Below are 17399 nucleotides of genomic sequence, written 5' to 3' on the forward strand. Positions count from 1 at the left end.
GTCCGCGCGCGGTTCACCGGTGGCGATCATCCGCGGGCCCTCCCGCGCGCGGGGGCGGGGTTGTGGACAATGGTGGACATGGCTACTTCCGGGAAGAACAGGCTCGCCGACCAGCGCTCGTTGCAGCTGTCCTCCACCGTGCCGGTGGGGCGGTACTCGCGGCACGAGGACGCCCAGGCGGCGGTGGATCTGCTGGCCGAACGGGAGTTCCCGGTGCAGCATCTGAGCATCGTGGGCACCGACCTGCGCCAGGTGGAGCACGTGGTGGGCACCCTCTCCTACGCCAAGGTCGCCCTCTCCGGGGCCCTGCAGGGGGCGTTCTTCGGGGTGGTCATGGCCTTCCTGATGATCGCCTTCGCCCAGGACAGCCCCGCCGTCGCGTTCACCACCGCGGTGCCGCTGGGCATCTTCTTCTGGATGATCCTGGCGGTGATCAGCTACTCCCGCAACGGCGGGGCCCGCAACTACACGGCGGTCGGGCAGATCGTGGCCGGCAGCTACGAGCTGGTCTGCTCCCCGCAGGAGGCGCAGGAGGCCCGGCGTCTGCTCGGCGGCGGCGCCGCGCCCAGCCCCTTCCGCCCGGCCCCGGGCCAGCAGCCGGGTGCCCCCGGCGGGTACGGCCCGGGTGCTCCCCAGCAGGGACCGGGCTACGGCCAGGGCGGATACGGGGCCCCCGGCCCGCAGGGCGATCCCCGCTCCGGTGGGGGACAGCCGTCCGGGGGGCAGGCGCCGCAGGCCGGACCCGGACAGGCCGGACCGGCCGCCCAGCCGGGGACCCCTGAAGCCGACGCCGCGGCGTCGAGCTCCCAGCCCGGCCAGGAGCACCAGACCGGCCAGGAGCAGGCGGGGCAGACCGGCGGGCAGAACCCCCGGCGCACCCAGGCCGCGGACTACCAGGACCTGCCCGACGGGCGTCCCCGCTACGGCATCCGCGACGAGGACCACCGCTAGGCCCCGCTGAGATGCCGGATCCTCGCATCTCAACACGGAACCCTCATCTCACCGCCCTCGGGAGCGCAGAGGGCGACTAGCCGGCCAGCTCGGCCATCCAGGCCTCGATCTCCTCGGTGGTGCGCGGCAGGGCCGCGGTGAGGTTCTGCGCCCCGTCCGCGGTGATCAGCACGTCATCCTCCAGGCGCACCCCGATGCCCCGGTACTCCTCGGGCACCGCGAGGTCATCCTCCTTGAAGTACAGGCCGGGCTCGATGGTGAAGACCATGCCCTCCTCGATGATCCCGTCGATGTACAGCTCCCGCTTCGCCTGCGCGCAGTCGTGCACATCCAGACCCAGGTGGTGGCTGGTGCCGTGCGGCATCCAGCGGCGGTGCTGCCCGCCCTCATCGGAGACGGCCTCCTCCACGGAGACCGGCAGCAGCCCCCAGGAATCCAGAGACTCGGCCAGGGAGCGCATGGCCGCGGCGTGCACGTCCCGGAAGCGGTTGCCGGGCTTCGCGGCGGCGAAGGCCGCCTCCGAGGCCGTGAGCACGGCGTCGTAGATGCGCTTCTGCACCGGGGTGTAGGTGCCGTCCACGGGGAAGGTGCGGGTGATGTCCGCGGTGTACAGGGTGTCATCCTCGACGCCGGCGTCCACGAGCATCAGCTCGCCGTCGCGCACCGTGCCGTCGTTGCGGATCCAGTGCAGCACGGTCGCGTTGTTCCCGCACGCGGCGATGGTCTCGTAGCCGACGTCGTTGCCCTCGGTGCGCGCGGCGGAGAAGAACGCCGTCTCCACGACCCGCTCCCCGCGCCGGTGGGCCTTCGCGGCGGGCAGTGCGCGGATGATGTTCTCGAAGCCGGTGACGGTCGCGGCGATCGCCCGGCGCAGGTTCGCGACCTCCACCTCGTCCTTGATCAGGCGCAGCTCGGACAGGGCCTCGGTCAGGGCCGCGTCCTGGGTGTCCGCCTGCTCCAGGTCCACCCCCGTGTTGTACCGGGAGGTGTCCACCAGGGCGTCCACGTTCAGATCCACCTCGCGCACCAGGCGCACCTGCACCCCGCCCAGGGCCCGGTTCCCGGCGTTCTTGGTCACCGCGACCTCCAGCTCGGACAGGTCCGCTGTGGCGATGCCGTACTCCGCGTGGATCTCCTCCAGCGTGGGCTGGGGGCCGACCCAGAACTCCCCGTAGCGGGGGTCGGAGTAGAACTGGTCCGTGTCCCGCCCGGCCAGGGGCCGGAAGTACAGGGTGGCCTCGTGCCCGGAGCCGTCCGCGGCGGGTTCGGCCAGCGGCTCCATGACCAGCACCGCGTCCGGCTCGTGGTCCACGCCCAACCCGGTCAGATGCGCGAAGGCGGAGTGCGGGCGGAAGCGGTAGTCGACGTCGTTGGAGCGAACCTTCAGCGGGCCGGCCGGGATGACCAGGCGCTCGCCGGGGAATTTCGCCGAGATCGCGGCTCGACGGCGCGCGGCGGCCTCGGCCACCTCGGCGCGGGCCGGCAGCTGCTCGGAGCGGGGGGCCCACTGGGAGCCGATGAACTCCTTGAAGGCGGCCGAGCGCGGGGGCTGGGAGCGGTTGGTGACCCGCTCGCCCAGCGGCTGGTTCTCCCCCTCGGGCAGGGGGGTCTCTGCGGGGGTCTGGTTCTGGGAAGTCATGTGCCCACGATAACGCGGGGCGCACGCGCCGGTCAGCGGCGGGTCGGCGGTAGCCTGTGGCTGTGCGCATCGATCTGCATACCCACTCCACCGTCTCGGACGGCACCGAGAGCCCGGCCGAGCTGGTGCGCGCCGCGGCGGCCGCCGGCCTGGACGCCGTCGCCCTGACCGACCACGACTCCACCGCCGGCTGGGCCGAGGCCACAGAGCAGGCCGAGCGCTGCGGCATCGAGCTGGTTCCGGGCATGGAGGTGACCTGCCAGGATCCGCGCGGGATCTCCGTGCACCTGCTCAGCTACCTCCAGGACCCCCGGGATGAGGCGCTGCTGGGGGAGATCGAGCGGACCCGCCGGGCCCGCCGGGTCCGGGCCCGGCTCATGGTGGAGCTGCTGGCCGAGGACTACCCGATCACCTGGGATGACGTGCTGGCCCAGGCGGGCCGGGACGCCACGGTGGGCCGCCCGCACATCGCCGACGCCCTGGTGGCCGCAGGTGTCGCCCCGAACCGCTCGGCCGTGTTCGCCACGATCTTAGGCGGCGGTTCCCCGTACTACGTGCCGCACCGGGCCATCGACGCGGTGCGCGCGGTGCGGCTGGTGCGCGCGGCCGGCGGGGTGCCGGTCTTCGCCCACCCGGTGGCCAGCGCCCGCGGCCGCGTGGTGGGGGAGGAGACCTTCGAGACGATGGTCGAGGAGGGGCTGGCCGGGGTGGAGGTGCACCACCGGGACAACCCGGAGGCGGGACGGCGCTGGCTGCTGGACTTAGCGGCCCGTCACGACCTGCTGGTCACCGGCTCCTCCGATTACCACGGGGAGGGCAAACCCAACCGGCTGGGGGAGAACACCACGGATCCGGAGGTGCTGGCGGCCATCCGGGAGATGGCGGGACGGAAACCGCTGAACCCGTCAGGAGGCTGAGTCGTGGTCACGGGCCGAGTCGGGCGGAATCGGCTGGTCGAGGACCCGCGCGGCGGGCAGGCGTTCGGTCATGACGCGCACGGCCTCCTCGCTGCTGTCGATGCACACGTAGCGGCGCCCCAGCGACGCGGCCGCCGTCCCGAGCGTGCCGGAGCCGGCGAAGAAGTCCAGCACCCAGTCCCCGGGACGGGAGGAGGCCGCGACCATGCGGCGCACCAGCCCTACCGGCTTCTGTGTGGGATACCCCGTCTTCTCCTTCCCCGTGGGGGAGACGATGGTGTGCCACCACACGTCGGTGGGCATCTTGCCGCGCCGCGCCTTCTCCGGGGTCACCAGCCCCGGGGCCATGTACGGCTCCCGATCCACCTCCGCGGCGTCGAAGTGGTACGCCTTCGGGTCCTTGACGTACACCAGGATGTTGTCGTGCTTGGTGGGCCAGCGGCGTCGGGCCTTCGCCCCGTAGTCGTAGGCCCAGATGATCTCGTTCAGGAAGCACTCCCGGCCGAAGACCATGTCGCACATGACCTTCGCGTAGTGCACCTCCCGGTAATCCAGGTGCAGGTACAGGGTGCCGTCCGGGGCCAGCAGCTCCCAGGCCTGCTCCAGCCGGGGCAGCAGGAACCCCCAATAGTCCTCGAAGGCGTCGTCGTAGCGGGTCAGCCGCTGCAGCACCGAGGCGTAGCCGCGTCCCTTGAACCCCGTGCGGTCCGCGGCCTGCCCGTCTCGGGCCGGGGCCGTCGTCAGGGTGCGCCGCACCTGCGCCCGCCCCGTGTTGAACGGCGGATCCACGTAGATCATCGAGAAGGCGCCGCGCGGCAGCTGCGGCAGCACATCCATGTTCTCGGCCCGGACCACCAGGTCCGGGCCGTCAGCCTCGAGGAGCACGCGCGATCGGATCAGGCGCCCTGCGCGGACCCGGAGCCCCCGGTGCGCCGCCGCGGGCGGCCCTCACCGGACTCGCCCGAGCCCGCCGTGTTGTCGCCGCCGCGCTGCTCGCGCGACTGACGGCCGGGGCGATCCTCGGAGCGCCGGGACCGGCCGGAACCACCCGAGCGGGGGCCGTGGGAGCGCCCGCCGTCGGACCGGGAACCGCCGGAGCGGCGTCCCCGGAAGGACCCGCCCTTCCCGGAGCGGGACTCGGGTCCGCCCAGGTCCTCCAGGCGCTCCGCCTCGAGCCCGGCGTGGGTGCGCTTGTCCTTCGGCAGGCGCCCCTTGGTGCCCTTCGGGATGCCCAGATCCGCGTACAGGTGCGGGGAGGAGGAGTAGGTCTCCACCGGCTCCGGGACCCCCAGGTCCAGGGCCTTGTCGATCAGGGACCAGCGCGGCACATCCTCCCAGTCCACCAGGGTGATCGCGGTGCCCCGCTTGCCGGCCCGGCCGGTGCGCCCGATCCGGTGCAGGTAGGTCTTCTCATCCTCCGGGGCCTGGAAGTTGACCACGTGGGTCACGTCCGTGACGTCGATGCCGCGGGCGGCCACGTCGGTGGCCACCAGGATGTCCACCTTGTCGTTGCGGAAGGCGCGCAGGGCCTGCTCCCGGGCACCCTGGGACAGGTCCCCGTGGATGGCCCCGGCCGCGAATCCGCGGTCCACCAGCTCCCGGGCCAGCCGGTCCGCGGCCCGCTTGGTGCGGGTGAAGATGATGGTGCGGCCCCGGCCCTCGGCCTGCAGGGCCCGGGCGATCAGCTCGTCCTTGTCCATCGGGTGCGCCCGGTAGATCACCTGGGTGATGTCCTTCTTCGTCGCCCCCTCATCATCCGGGGAGGAGGCGCGGATGTGCATCGGATGGGACATGTACCGCCGGGCCATGCCGATCACCGGGCCCGGCATCGTCGCGGAGAACAGCATGGTCTGACGCTTGTCCGGCACGGCGGAGAGGATCCGCTCCACATCCGGCAGGAATCCCAGATCCAGCATCTCGTCGGCCTCATCCAGCACGACGGCGTGCACCTGGGAGAGGTTGAGGATCTTCTGCCGGTGCAGGTCGATCAGGCGCCCGGGGGTGCCCACGACCACCTCGACGCCGCGCTCGAGCTCCTCGATCTGCGGCTCGTAGGCCCGCCCGCCGTAGATCGTGGCCACGCGGGCGTTGCGGGTGCGGGCCGCGGCGGTCAGGTCCGACCCGACCTGCACGGCCAGCTCCCGGGTGGGCACCACGATCAGGGCCTGCGGGGCGCCGGGGGAGGTGAGCTTGTCCCAGCCGGCGTCGTCCCGGCCGACGACCCGCTGCAGCACGGGCAGGCCGAAGCCGAGGGTCTTGCCGGTGCCGGTCTTGGCCTGCCCGATGATGTCCTGCCCGGACAGGGCCACCGGCAGGGTCAGGGACTGGATGGGGAAGGGGTGGGTGATGCCCTCGGCGGCGAGGGCCTCGCAGATGTCCTGGCGCACGCCGAAGTCCGCGAAGGTCTTCTCCGGCTCCGGGGCGGGGGTGGTGTCGGTCAGGGCCTGCTCGATGCTCGCGTCCGTGCTCGGCGCGGCCTCGGCGGCGGAGCCCTCGGGGCTAGGGTGCTCAGCGGTGTTCTGGCTCATGGATGAAAGGGGTCTCCCAGGGTCTCGTGATCGCCTCCACTGTACCGCGCGCCGCGCGTGGGCCTTCGCCTTCGGGAAGGGGCGGGCGGCGTCGGTGGCGGGGGCGTGGATGCGCGCACGGGGACCCGCACCGTCAGTGCGCGGGTCCCCGTGCGGGTGGTTTCGGCTGCGGGTTGCTCAGGCCTCGGAGAACGGGCCGAAGCCGATGTGGCGCTTGGTGTCCGCGCCGATCTCCACGTAGCCCAGGGCCTCCCCGGGCACCAGGGTCACGTTGCCCTTGGCGTCGGTCAGCTTCAGCAGGGTCTTGTTCTCGATGGCCTCGGCCACCTGCCGGGAGATCTCCCCGGCGTTCTCGGAGCTCTCCAGGACGACCTCGCGGGCCACATCCTTGATGCCGATCTTGATCTCCATGTCTCCTCCAGTAGCTCGATGGCGGGCGGCTGGCACCGCAGGGCAACCGCCCGTGACTGCTCTCCCGGCCCAGGATACCGAGGCCCGCACCGTCGCCCGGCCGGGGTCCCGCGGGATTTCGCTGTGCGCGTCAGGGGCGCGCTGTCCCAGTGCGTTCAGCGGCGGGCCGCCTCAGGAGGCCTTGGACTCCGGCAGCCGGCCGGTGACCGGGCAGGACGCCTCGGCGTCGTCCTGCGACGCCGGGGCGGCCGGGACCTCGAGGTCGTACATCGCCTCGACGGCGGCCACGAACTCCCCGGCCCGGCCCTGCGCGGCCAGGCGGCGGGCGTTGACCATGGGCTGGTGCAGCAGGGAGCGCATCATCCGGCGCATCGCGAACTCCAGCTGGTCGGCCTGCGCCCCGCAGCCGTACTGGTGGCGGACCTTGGCCATCTCCTGCTCCAGCACGGCCATGGTGTGCTGGCGCAGCGCGACGATCGCGCCGTCCACGGAGCGCTCGCTGCGCTGCTCGGCGAACTCCCGCACGGAATCCTCGACGATCCGGCGGGCCGCCTGCACGGATTCCACGGTCTCCTCCGGGGCGGCCAGGCGCACCGACTCCAGGGTGATCAGCTCGACCCCCGGCACATCCGCGACGGATGGGTCGAAGTCCCGGGTCAGCGCCAAGTCCACGACCACGCGCGGGCCCTCCGGCATGACGGCCGCGGACAGCGGGGCGGAGCCGCCGCTGCAGCCGACGACCAGATCCGCCGCGGCCATCGCCTCGGGCAGCTGCTCGCGGGTGATGGGCGTGCCCCCGCGCTTGGCGGTGAACTCCGCGGCGCGCCCGGAGGCGGAGTAGACCCGGATCTCCCGGCATCCGCGGGCCGTCAGGGCCGCCATCGCGGCCCCGGCGTAGGCGCCGGTGCCGAAGACCAGCGCGCGGGTGTCCGCCCAGTCCTCGGTGGCCACGTCCTCGGCCAGGTCCAGGGCCACCGAGACGATCGAGCGGCCCCGCTCGCCGAGGGAGGTCTGTGTGCCCACCGCGCGGGCGGTGCGCGCGGCGGCCTCGAAGAGCCGGATCAGCTCGCCGGAGGCGGTGTGCTGCTCCCGGGCCGTACCCAGGGCGCGGCGGACCTGCCCGGCGATCTCCCGCTCCCCGACCACGGCGGACTCCAGCCCGGAGACCACGGTGAACAGGTGCTCGGGGACCTCCTGGCCGGTGTGCAGCTGGAAGGAATCGGCCACGAACTCCGGGTCCAGCCCCGAGGTGGCGGCGATGCTGCGGGTGATGTGGGCCAGGGACTCCTCCAGCTCCTGCTCGGAGCCGGAGGCCTCGGCGTACAGCTCGAGGCGGTTGCAGGTGGACAGGGCGACCATGCCCTGCAGGCCGCCGCCCTGCACCAGGGCAGGGGGCAGCGCGCCGACGCCGGCCGAGAGGCGGGCGACGGTGTTCAGGTCCACGGTCCTGTGCGATGCGACGAGAGAGAAGGTAACCACGACTCGCTCATAATAACCACGCCGCTCCGCGGTCGGAGGGTGCGCGGAGACCGACGACACGCCGGGGTGTCGGATCCCACCCGCGAACCCGCCCGGGGATGACACCCTGTCGGCAAAAGCGGGGGCGCTGGTTGGCACAATGGGAGGCACCATGCTTGAGACCTCTTCACCGCGCCCGACGGCGGGCCGGACCCTGCTCGGCGAGGAGCAGCTGGCGCTGCTGCCCGCCGAGCACCCCCTGCGCAGCCGCGGCGCCGCGGAATCCCCCATGATCCGGGCCATGACCGGACGGCGCCCCGGGCACCCGCCCGTGTGGTTCATGCGCCAGGCCGGACGCTCCCTGCCCGAGTACCGCCGGGCCCGCGAGGGCACCTCGATGCTCGAGGCCTGCCTGACCCCCGAGCTGGCCGCGGAGATCACCCTGCAGCCGGTGCGCCGACACGGGGTGGACGCCGCGATCTTCTTCTCCGACATCGTCGTGCCGCTGAAGGTGGCCGGGCTGGACGTGGACATCGTGCCCGGTCGCGGGCCCGTGATGGGCACCCCGTACCGGGACGCCGCCGCGATCCGGACCCTGCCCGAGGTGCCCGACTCCGCCTTCGACCCCGTGCGCGGGGCCGTGACCCGCACCGTCGAGCAGCTGGGGGACACCCCGCTGATCGGCTTCGCCGGCGCCCCCTTCACCGTGGCCGCCTACATGGTCGAGGGGGCGGCCTCCCGAGACCACCTGGCCCCGCGCACCATGATGCACGCGGACCCCGCCGCCTGGCGGGAGCTGGCCGCCTGGACCGCCGAGCTGTCCGGGCGGTTCCTGCGCGCCCAGGTGGAAGCCGGGGCCTCCGCGGTGCAGCTGTTCGACTCCTGGGCCGGCTCCCTGCCGCTGCGCGAGTACCGCGAGCACGTCCAGGAGCACTCGGCCGCGGCGCTGGCGGCGGTCGAGGCCTACGGGGTGCCGCGCGTGCACTTCGGCACCGGGACCTCCGAGCTGCTGGGGGCCATGCGCGAGGCCGGGGCCGACGTCGTCGGGGTGGACCACCGCCTGGACCTGGACGAGGCCGCGGCCCGGCTGGGCGGGGACCCGGTGCTGCAGGGCAACATCGACCCCGCGCTGCTGGGCGCCGGGTGGGAGCCGCTGCGCGAGCACACCCTGGACGTGCTGCGCCGCGGACGCGCCGCCCGCACCCACGTGGTCAACCTCGGCCACGGCGTGCCCCCGGAGACCGAGCCGGAGGTGCTCACCCGCCTGGTCCGGCTCATCCACGCCCAGCCGGCCCACGGCCCCGAGCAGGACCGGCCCGAGGGAGACGCGGATGCCCGCCGCTGAGTCCCGCGCCCGCCGTCCCCGCACCGCCCTCGTCATCGGCGGCGGCATCGCCGGGCTGGTGGCGGCCCGGGAGCTGGCCGCGCGCGGGTTGCGCACCACCGTGCTGGAGCGGCGCGAGCACTTCGGCGGCGTGGTGGCCGCCCACGAGCTGGCCGGACTGGTGCTGGACTCCGGCGCGGAGTCCTTCGCCACCCGCAACGACGCCGTGCCCGCCCTGCTGGGCGAGCTGGGCCTGGCCGAGCGCATCGTGCGCCCCCGCCCCACCGGATCCTGGCTGCACCTGCCCGCAGGCTCCGTGCCGATGCCCGCCTCCGGGATCCTCGGGATCCCCGGCAACCCGCTGGACCCCGCCCTGACCCCCGCCCTCGGCCGGTCCGGGCAGTACCGGGCGGGTCTGGATCGCCTCCTGCCCGCCCGCGTCGGCGCCCAGGAGCGCACCCTCGGCGGACTGGTGCGCGCCCGGATGGGCCGGGCCGTGGCCGAGAACCTCGTCGCCCCGGTGACCACCGGCATCCACTCCACCGATCCGGATGAGCTGGACGCGGACACCGTGGCCCCCGGTCTGCGCGCCGGGATCCGCGAGCACGGCAGCCTCGCCGCCTCCGCCGCCGCCCTGCGCGCAGCCTCCCCGGCCGGCAGCCAGGTCGCCGGGATCGAGGGCGGGATGAACCAGCTTTCCGAGGCCCTGGTGGCCGATCTGACCCGGCGCGGGGTGCGCCTGGTGGATGCCTGCGAGGTGCTGGCCCTGGACCGGGACGCCGGACACGGGCCCTGGATGGCCATCCGCCGCCAGCGCGGGGCCGGGGACCGCTCGGCCCTGCGCGCCGACGTCGTCGTGGTGGCCGCCGACGGCCCCACCGCGGTGCGGCTGCTGGGGCCCCACCTGCCGCCGGAGGCCGTTCCGGGGCTGGCGCCGGGGCCGCGGCTGGCGCTGGCCACCCTCGTGGTGCGCGCCCCCGCTCTGGACGACGCGCCCCGCGGCACCGGCGTCCTGGTCTCCGAGGCCGCCCGGGACGTGCGCGCCAAGGCGCTGACCCACGCCAACGCCAAATGGGCCTGGATCGACGAGCGCCTCGGGGAGTACCAGCACGTGCTGCGCCTGTCCTACGGGCGGGCCGGAGGAGCCGCGGGGGAGGAGGTGCGGCTGCCCGACGGGAAGCTGGCCGCCCTCGCCCTGCACGACGCCGCCCGGATCCTGGGGGTGCCCCTGAGCCGGGAGGACGTCCTCGGCGCGGACGTCGTCCGCTGGGACGGGGCCATGCCCAGCGTCCCGGCGGGACACCGGGCGCGGGCCGAGCGGTTCCGCAGCGCCCTGGCCGAGGTCGACGGGGCCGGCGCCGTCGGCGCGTGGCTGGCCGGCACCGGCCTGGCCTCGGTGGTCCCGGACGCCCGCCGCGCCGTCGCCGCCCTGGATCTGCCCGCACCCCGCGGGGGATGAGGCCCAGCGCACCCCGCCGCGAAGATCGCCGGCGCGCCGCCCGCATCACCGGCGCGCCCGCACGGAACGTAAGGAAAGGAAGGTCGAGCACCCGCCATGACCGAGCACACCGAACACCACAGCACCGAGCAGAACGGCTCCGAGCAGCACGCCTCCGGGCACGCCCCGCAGGCCCACACTGCCCACGGCGCCGCGGAGGGCGATGACCGCCTGTACTACGCCCTGTACACCGTCTTCGCCCGCGACCCGCACCTGGGTGCCCCGGCCCCCGGGGACGAGGCCGCCGAGGAGCTGGAAGCGCTGGAGGCCGAGCTGGCCGCGGACGGGGTCACCGTGCGCGGGCTCTACGACGTCTCCGCGATGCGCGATGACGCGGACGTGATGGTCTGGATCCACGGCGAGGCCCCCGAGGCCCTGCAGGCCGCGATCCGCCGCTACCGGCGCACCGCCGCCTTCGCCGGGACGAAGATCGTGTGGTCCACGATGGGCGTGCACCGCGACGCCGAGTTCACCCGCCGCCACGCCCCCAGCTTCGCCAAGGGCATCCCCCCGGAGCAGTGGGTGACCGTCTACCCGTTCGTGCGCAGCTGGGACTGGTACTACCGCAACCCCGGGCACCGGGCGGACATGATGAAGAACCACGGGCTGAAGGGCCGGGACTTCCCGCAGGTGCTGCCCAACACCATCGCGACCTTCGGGCTGAACGACTACGAGTGGGTGCTGGCCCTGGAGGCCCCGGAGCTGGTGGACCTGGTGGACATGATGCGCCACTTCCGCAACACCGAGGCCCGCCTGTACGTGCGCAAGGAGACCCCGTTCTACGCCGGCCGGCGGATCGATGCCGCCGAGGCCGTGGAGGTGCTGCGATGACCCTGACCGCCGCCGACATCCCCGCCGACCCGATCCCCAACCGCACCGATCCGGACAACACCGCCAGCCACGGCCCCGCCGAGCTGCGCGTGGGCGAGCAGTTCGTCTCCGAGCAGCGCCTGGCCCGGCCCCGCGCCGAGGCGCCGGCGGCCTACGACGCCGTGATCCTCTCCTCCTTCGGCGGACCCGAGGGCCAGGAGGACGTCATCCCGTTCCTGCGCAACGTGACCCGCGGGCGCGGCATCCCGGATGAGCGCCTGGAGGAGGTCGCCACCCACTACCGCGCCAACGGCGGGATCAGCCCCATCAACCAGCAGAACCGGGAGCTGCTGGCGGCCCTGCGCAGGGAGCTGGCCGAGCGCGGCCCGGACCTGCCTGTGTACTGGGCCAACCGCAACTGGGAGCCGTACGTCAACGACGTCGTGCAGCAGGCCTACGACGCCGGGCACCGGAGGCTGCTGATGCTGGCCACCAGCGCCTACCCCGGGTACTCCTCCTGCCGCCAGTACCGCGAGGACTACGGGATGGCCCTGGAGGAGCTGGGCCTGGAGGGGAAGCTGCGCATCGACAAGCTGCGCCAGCACTACGACGCCCCCGGATTCATCGCCTCCTTCGCGGAGGGCCTGTCCGCGGGCCTGCGCGAGGTGCGCGAGAAGATCGCCGCCGCCGAGCATCCCGCCGCCGGCAACGGGCGCATCCGCATCGTGTTCTGCACCCACTCGGTGCCCACCACCGCGGCCGACGAGGCCGGGCCGCGGGCCGCGGACTACGAGGGCGGCTCCGCCTACGTCGAGAAGCACCTGCAGGCCGCCCGGGCCGTGCTGGGCTCCCTGGACCCGGCGGAGCTGGCCGAGTGCGACTGGGAGCTGGTCTACCAGTCCCGCTCCGGCTCCCCGTCCACCCCGTGGCTGGAGCCGGACGTCAACGACGCCCTGGAGAAGCTCGAGGGCCGCGTGGACGGCGTCGTGATGGTGCCGCTGGGCTTCGTCTCAGACCACATGGAGGTCAAATGGGACCTGGACACCGAGGCGATGGAGACCTGCCAGAAGCTGGGCATCCAGGCGGTGCGCACCCCCACCCCCGGCACCCACCCGGCCTACGTGGCCAGCCTGCGGGACCTGATCGCCGAGCGGGTGGCCCAGACCGCCCCCGCCGAGGACGCCGACGGGGTGCAGGCCGCCCGGGTCAGCGCCTGCGGCGGCAAGGGCTGGTTCGACGCCTGCAACCCGGAGTGCTGCAAGCCGGCCCGGGCCGCGCGGGTCAAGCCCGTGATCGCCGAGTACACCGGGGACGACGCCGAGCGGATCGCCCCCGCGGAGGACGCATGAGCCCCGAGGGTGCGGGAACGCCGCTGCGGGTGGGCACTCGCGGCTCGAAGCTGGCCACCACCCAGTCCCAGCAGGTCGCCGACCTCCTGGCGGCCCACGGGGTCCCGGCGCAGCTGTCCATCGTCACCACCACCGGGGACGTGACCTCCGGGCCGCTGGCCCAGATGGGCGGCACCGGGGTGTTCGCCGCGGCCCTGCGCCAGGAGCTGCTGACCGGCGGGGTGGATCTGGCGGTGCACTCCCTGAAGGACCTGCCCACCCAGGACGCCTTCGACGGCGCCCTGGCCCTGGCCCACCCCCCGCGGGAGGATCCGCGGGACGCGCTGGTGGCCCGGGACGGACTCACCCTGGAGCAGCTGCCGGCCGGGGCGGTGATCGGCACCGGATCCCCGCGCCGGGCCGCCCAGATCCGGGCGCTGCGCCCGGAGTGCGCGATCGCGGACGTGCGCGGCAACGTGGGCACCCGGCTGTCCCGGGTCCGGGGGCTGGAGCACCACGGGGTCACGGACATCGGCGTCGGGCGGGAGACCCGCGGAGACCTGGACGCCGTCGTGCTGGCCGCCTCCGGGCTGGCCCGCCTGGGCTTATCCGCCGTGGTCACGGACTTCCTGGACCCGCACCGGGTGCTGCCGGCCGCGGGCCAGGGCTGCCTGGCCGTGGAGTACCGCACGGAGGACACGGACGGGCAGGTGCTCACCGCCCTGCGCGCCCTGGAGGACCAGGCCACCCGGGTGGCCGTGCGCGCCGAGCGGGCTCTGCTGCTGCGCCTGGAAGCCGGCTGCGCGGCACCGGTCGGGGCCTACGCCCAGCTGGAGACCGACGAGACCGGGGCGCCCGGGCTCGTCCTGGAGGCCGTCGTGGCGGATCCGCGTGGCACCGAGATCCTGCGGGAGACCGCCCGCACCCCGCTGCCGGCGGGCTTCCCCGGGGTCGACGCCGCGACCGAGACCCCCGGCGCGAGGTCCGGGGAGGTCTCCGGTCGGGTTCCCGGGCCGGAGCCGCTGGAGCAGGCCGAGCGGGCCGCCGCCCGGCTGGGCACGGAGCTGGCCGAGACCCTGCTGGGCCGCGGCGCCGACCGGTACACGGGGGCGGAGGCGGGCCGGGCGTGAACCGCACCGACGCGGGGCGCACGAGCGCGGGTCGGGACGGCGTCGTGCTGGCCACCCGCACCCCGGACCGGGCGCGCGCCCTGGCCGAGGCCCTGCGCAAGCGCCGGCTGCGCCTGATCCTCAGCCCGCTGCGGGCCCCGCGTGCTCTGACCGAGCCCGAGCTGGACGCGCTGGACTCGGCCCTGGGCGGCGGTCCCTGGGAGGCCGCGACCTTCACCAGCGTCAACGGGCTGCGCGGGCTGCGCGCCGGGCTCGCCCGGCTGCACGCAGCGGGCCGGTCAGTCCACGCCGAGCCCGCCGCGCTGCTGGCCGGCACGCAAGTGCACTGCGTGGGCCGGGCCACCGCCGAGGAGGCCCGCGCCCAGGGGCTGACGCCTGCCGCCGAGACCGCGGCCGGCGAGGAGGAGCAGAGCGCTCGCGGGCTGCTGACCCGGCTGGGCCGCGCCGGGGCGCCGGGCAGCGTGCTGTGCGTGCACGGTCGGCCGCACCGGCCGGAGCTGGCCGACGGTCTGCGCGAGCTCGGGGCGGAGGTCACCGAGGCCGTCGCCTACGCCATGGCCGACTGGCCGGCCCCGGAACCCCTGGGCGGGCAGGCCCCGGGCGGCGCGGGGGAGGAGCGTCCCGCCGAGTCCGCCGCCCCGGCGCTGGATCGGCAGGCCACCGCCGAGGTCCTGCACGAGCGTGCCGCCGACGTCGTGCTGGTCACCTCCCCCCGGCAGCTGGAGGCCCTGCACTTTCTGGGCCCGCTGCCCGAGCCCGTGGTCTGCCTCGGGTCCACCACCGCCGCCCGGGCCCGGGAGCTCGGCCTGGCCGCCGTGACCGCCGTGAGCCCCGCCCCGGAGGACCTGGCCGAAGCCGCGCTGCGCGCCCGCTCCGGCTGAGTCGCCGCCACCCCGAACGCTTCCGAATGCATCCGAACTACCCGGGAGGAGACCCACCCCATGACCGAGCAGAACCCCCAGACCCCCGCCCGCACCCGCCTGGACCTGACCCGCAGGCCCCGGCGCCTGCGCACCAACCCCGCGATGCGCGACATCGTCGCCGAGACCCGCCTGCACCCGGAGGACATGATCCAGGTGCTGTTCGTGCGCGACGGCATCGACGCCCCGCAGGAGATCCCCTCGATGCCCGGCCAGCACCAGCACACCGTGGAATCCCTGGTGCGCGCCGTCGGCGAGGCCGTGGCCGCGGGCGTGCGCTGCATCGACCTGTTCGGGGTGCCCCTCGACGCGGACAAGGACGCCGAGGGCTCGGCCGCCTGGGCCGAGGACGGCATCCTGAACCGCGGCATCCGCGCCGTGCACGACGAGTTCGGCGACGACGTCGTGATCATGGCCGACACCTGCCTGGACGAGTTCACCTCCCACGGGCACTGCGGGCCGCTGACGCAGAACCGCTTCGGCACCACCGTCGTGGACAACGACGCCAGCGTGGCCGCCTACTGCCGGATGGCCGTCTCCCAGGCCCGGGCCGGGGCGCACGTGGTCAGCCCGTCGGGCATGATGGACGGGCAGATCGCCGCGATCCGGCAGGCCCTGGACGAGGAGGGCTTCGAAGAGGTCTCGATCATGGCGTACTCCGCGAAGTACGCCTCGGCCTTCTTCGGCCCGTTCCGCGACGCCGTCGGCTCCTCCCTGACTGGGGACCGCAAGACCTATCAGCAGGATCCGGCCAACCGCCGTGAGTCCCTCCTGGAGACCCAGCTGGATCTGGAGGAGGGAGCCGATATGGTGATGGTCAAGCCGGCCATGGCCTACCTGGACGTGCTGCGGGAGGTCGCGGACTTCTCGCCGGTGCCGGTGGCGGCCTACCAGGTCTCCGGGGAGTACGCGATGATCGAGGCCGCGGCCGCCAACGGGTGGGTGGACCGCGAGCGGATCGTCCTGGAGGCCCTGACCGGGATCCGCCGGGCCGGGGCGGACCTGATCTTCACCTACTACGCCACGGAGGTCGCCGGCTGGCTGCGCGCCGGCCGCCGCTGATCTCCCGTCGTTTCCGCGCGCCGGGGAGGTCCCGGCGCGTCCGCACCATCGTCATCGTCTCGAAGGAGTCGTCATGAGCATCTCCGAGGATCTGTTCACCCGCTCCCGCCGCGTCATCCCCGGCGGGGTCAACTCGCCCGTGCGGGCCTTCAACTCCGTGGGCGGGGTGCCGCCGTTCATCGTGGAGGCGCAGGGCCCGTACGTCACGGACGCGGACGGCTTCGAGTACGTGGACCTGGTGGGCTCCTGGGGTCCGGCGCTGCTGGGTCACCGCCACCCGGCCGTGATCGACGCGGTGCACGCGGCGGTGGAGAACGGGCTGTCCTTCGGCGCCTCCACGGCCGGGGAGACGGAGCTGGCGGAGACCGTGGTGGAGCGGATCAACGCCGCGGCCGCCGGTCAGCCCGCGATCGAGCAGGTCCGGCTGGTCTCCACCGGAACCGAGGCCACGATGACGGCGATCCGCCTGGCCCGCGGCGTGACCGGCCGGGATCTGATCATCAAGTTCGCCGGCTGCTACCACGGGCACGTGGATGCTCTGCTGTCCGAGGCCGGCTCCGGGGTGGCGACCCTGGCGATGCCGGGTTCGGCCGGGGTGACGGCGGCGACCGCCGCGGAGACCATCGTGCTGCCGTACAACGACCTGGACGCGGTGCGGAAGGCCTTCGCGGAGCACGCGGGGCAGATCGCCGCGGTGATCACCGAGGCCGCCCCCTGCAACATGGGCGTGGTGACCCCGGGGCCCGGGTTCAACGAGGGGCTGCGGGAGATCACCCGGGAGAACGGCGCCCTGATGATCTTCGACGAGGTGCTCACCGGGTTCCGCGCCTCCTCGGCCGGGTTCTGGGGGCTGACCAGCCCCGAGCAGGGCGGCTGGGCCCCGGACATCTTCACCTTCGGCAAGGTGATCGGCGGGGGCATGCCCATCGCCGCTCTGGCCGGACGCCGCGAGGTCATGGAGCAGCTGGCCCCGACCGGCCCGGTATACCAGGCCGGCACCCTGTCCGGGAACCCGCTGTCCGTGGCCGCCGGGATCGCGACCCTGGACCACGCGGACGCGCAGGTGTACCGGACGGTGGACGCCCGCTCGCAGCAGCTGCGCCAGGCCCTGACCGAGGCGCTGACGGCCGCCGGAGTGGACCACTCCATCCAGACCGCGGGGAACATCTTCTCCCTGGCCTTCGGCACCGGGGAGCACGGGGTGCGCAACTACGCGGACATCAAGGCCTCGGAGTCCTGGCGCTACCCGGCCTTCTTCCACGCGATGCTCGACGCCGGAGTGTACCTGGCGCCCTCGCCCTTCGAGGCGTGGTTCCTCTCCGCCGCGCACGACGACGCCGCGATGGACCGCATCCTCTCCGCCCTGCCCGACGCCGCCCGCGCGGCGGCGCAGGCACAGCGGCCGGGGGAGTGATCGAGGAGG

Annotated in this window: 15 protein-coding genes; 10 read left to right on the forward strand and 5 right to left on the reverse strand. The window is 74.2% G+C overall.

The features are described 5' to 3' along the window. Positions 1-78 precede the first annotated feature (78 nt). The gene (locus NQ707_RS01235; protein WP_133143321.1) at positions 79-951 is read left to right on the forward strand and encodes a general stress protein; all 873 of its coding nucleotides are present in this window, start codon (positions 79-81) and stop codon (positions 949-951) included. 76 nt (positions 952-1027) lie between these two features. On the opposite strand, the gene NQ707_RS01240 is transcribed toward NQ707_RS01235, so the two are convergent. Then, entirely contained in the window at positions 1028-2590 is a 1563-nt protein-coding gene (locus NQ707_RS01240; RefSeq protein ID WP_081046287.1) for an aminopeptidase P family protein, read from the reverse strand. A 62-nt stretch (positions 2591-2652) separates the two neighbouring features. Here NQ707_RS01240 and NQ707_RS01245 point away from each other — a divergent pair, with 62 nt between their 5' ends. After that, entirely contained in the window at positions 2653-3507 is an 855-nt protein-coding gene (locus tag NQ707_RS01245; RefSeq protein ID WP_404434278.1) for a PHP domain-containing protein, read from the forward strand. Here the strand turns inward: NQ707_RS01245 and NQ707_RS01250 are convergent. The 4 genes from NQ707_RS01250 to NQ707_RS01265 all read right to left on the reverse strand — a co-directional run bounded on the left by NQ707_RS01250 (position 3496) and on the right by NQ707_RS01265 (position 7925). After that, a complete protein-coding gene (locus tag NQ707_RS01250) occupies positions 3496-4344 on the reverse strand; it encodes a site-specific DNA-methyltransferase (protein WP_328798556.1) in 849 nt (282 codons plus the stop codon). The genes NQ707_RS01245 and NQ707_RS01250 overlap by 12 nt on opposite strands. A gap of 59 nt (positions 4345-4403) precedes the next feature. After that, complete coding sequence (locus NQ707_RS01255; protein ID WP_328798484.1) at positions 4404-6035, reverse strand: DEAD/DEAH box helicase; 1632 nt, start codon at positions 6033-6035, stop codon at positions 4404-4406. 177 nt (positions 6036-6212) lie between these two features. Continuing rightward, positions 6213-6446, reverse strand: coding sequence for a DUF3107 domain-containing protein (locus tag NQ707_RS01260; protein ID WP_055684453.1), 234 nt, complete (start codon positions 6444-6446; stop codon positions 6213-6215). A gap of 171 nt (positions 6447-6617) precedes the next feature. Further along, positions 6618-7925 (reverse strand): glutamyl-tRNA reductase, encoded by a 1308-nt coding sequence (locus NQ707_RS01265; RefSeq protein WP_129357414.1) that lies wholly within the window; start codon positions 7923-7925, stop codon positions 6618-6620. Positions 7926-8076: 151 nt separating this feature from the next. On the opposite strand from NQ707_RS01265, the gene hemE reads away from it, so the two are divergent. From hemE to hemL, 8 genes are all read left to right on the forward strand, one after another. Next, positions 8077-9249, forward strand: a complete 1173-nt coding sequence (gene hemE / locus NQ707_RS01270) for a uroporphyrinogen decarboxylase (RefSeq protein WP_363834288.1) — start codon at positions 8077-8079, stop codon at positions 9247-9249. Next, positions 9236-10687 (forward strand): NAD(P)/FAD-dependent oxidoreductase, encoded by a 1452-nt coding sequence (locus tag NQ707_RS01275; protein WP_100463079.1) that lies wholly within the window; start codon positions 9236-9238, stop codon positions 10685-10687. The genes hemE and NQ707_RS01275 overlap by 14 nt, the downstream gene beginning before the upstream one ends. A gap of 96 nt (positions 10688-10783) precedes the next feature. Beyond that, complete coding sequence (gene hemQ, locus NQ707_RS01280; protein ID WP_064725175.1) at positions 10784-11557, forward strand: hydrogen peroxide-dependent heme synthase; 774 nt, start codon at positions 10784-10786, stop codon at positions 11555-11557. After that, entirely contained in the window at positions 11554-12885 is a 1332-nt protein-coding gene (locus tag NQ707_RS01285) for a ferrochelatase (RefSeq protein ID WP_404434282.1), read from the forward strand. Before hemQ ends, NQ707_RS01285 begins: the two co-directional genes overlap by 4 nt. Then, positions 12882-13994 carry a hydroxymethylbilane synthase gene (gene hemC, locus NQ707_RS01290; RefSeq protein ID WP_133566063.1) on the forward strand — a complete coding sequence of 371 codons (1113 nt, stop codon included), beginning with the start codon at positions 12882-12884 and terminating at the stop codon, positions 13992-13994. Before NQ707_RS01285 ends, hemC begins: the two co-directional genes overlap by 4 nt. Beyond that, positions 13991-14875 (forward strand): uroporphyrinogen-III synthase, encoded by an 885-nt coding sequence (locus NQ707_RS01295; RefSeq protein WP_058731135.1) that lies wholly within the window; start codon positions 13991-13993, stop codon positions 14873-14875. The genes hemC and NQ707_RS01295 overlap by 4 nt, the downstream gene beginning before the upstream one ends. Before the next feature lie 60 nt (positions 14876-14935). Next, the gene (gene hemB / locus NQ707_RS01300) at positions 14936-15976 is read left to right on the forward strand and encodes a porphobilinogen synthase (RefSeq protein WP_404434287.1); all 1041 of its coding nucleotides are present in this window, start codon (positions 14936-14938) and stop codon (positions 15974-15976) included. Between the two features lie 73 nt (positions 15977-16049). Next, positions 16050-17390 carry a glutamate-1-semialdehyde 2,1-aminomutase gene (gene hemL, locus NQ707_RS01305; protein ID WP_404434289.1) on the forward strand — a complete coding sequence of 447 codons (1341 nt, stop codon included), beginning with the start codon at positions 16050-16052 and terminating at the stop codon, positions 17388-17390. Positions 17391-17399: the final 9 nt, after the last annotated feature.

Origin of the sequence: Rothia sp. BD8, assembly GCF_044878465.1 — a bacterium.
GTDB classification, from domain to species: Bacteria; Actinomycetota; Actinomycetes; order Actinomycetales; family Micrococcaceae; genus Rothia; species Rothia kristinae.

What these genes read in the sequence shown, in the direction of transcription:
- NQ707_RS01235 (WP_133143321.1), top strand. Translation starts at nt 79, where the DNA reads ATGGCTACTTCCGGGAAGAACAGGCTCGCCGACCAGCGCTCGTTGCAG.
- NQ707_RS01240 (WP_081046287.1), bottom strand. Translation starts at nt 2,590, where the DNA reads ATGACTTCCCAGAACCAGACCCCCGCAGAGACCCCCCTGCCCGAGGGG.
- NQ707_RS01250 (WP_328798556.1), bottom strand. Translation starts at nt 4,344, where the DNA reads ATGGATGTGCTGCCGCAGCTGCCGCGCGGCGCCTTCTCGATGATCTAC.
- NQ707_RS01255 (WP_328798484.1), bottom strand. Translation starts at nt 6,035, where the DNA reads ATGAGCCAGAACACCGCTGAGCACCCTAGCCCCGAGGGCTCCGCCGCC.
- NQ707_RS01260 (WP_055684453.1), bottom strand. Translation starts at nt 6,446, where the DNA reads ATGGAGATCAAGATCGGCATCAAGGATGTGGCCCGCGAGGTCGTCCTG.
- hemE (WP_363834288.1), top strand. Translation starts at nt 8,077, where the DNA reads ATGCTTGAGACCTCTTCACCGCGCCCGACGGCGGGCCGGACCCTGCTC.
- NQ707_RS01275 (WP_100463079.1), top strand. Translation starts at nt 9,236, where the DNA reads ATGCCCGCCGCTGAGTCCCGCGCCCGCCGTCCCCGCACCGCCCTCGTC.
- hemQ (WP_064725175.1), top strand. Translation starts at nt 10,784, where the DNA reads ATGACCGAGCACACCGAACACCACAGCACCGAGCAGAACGGCTCCGAG.
- NQ707_RS01285 (WP_404434282.1), top strand. Translation starts at nt 11,554, where the DNA reads ATGACCCTGACCGCCGCCGACATCCCCGCCGACCCGATCCCCAACCGC.
- hemC (WP_133566063.1), top strand. Translation starts at nt 12,882, where the DNA reads ATGAGCCCCGAGGGTGCGGGAACGCCGCTGCGGGTGGGCACTCGCGGC.
- hemB (WP_404434287.1), top strand. Translation starts at nt 14,936, where the DNA reads ATGACCGAGCAGAACCCCCAGACCCCCGCCCGCACCCGCCTGGACCTG.
- hemL (WP_404434289.1), top strand. Translation starts at nt 16,050, where the DNA reads ATGAGCATCTCCGAGGATCTGTTCACCCGCTCCCGCCGCGTCATCCCC.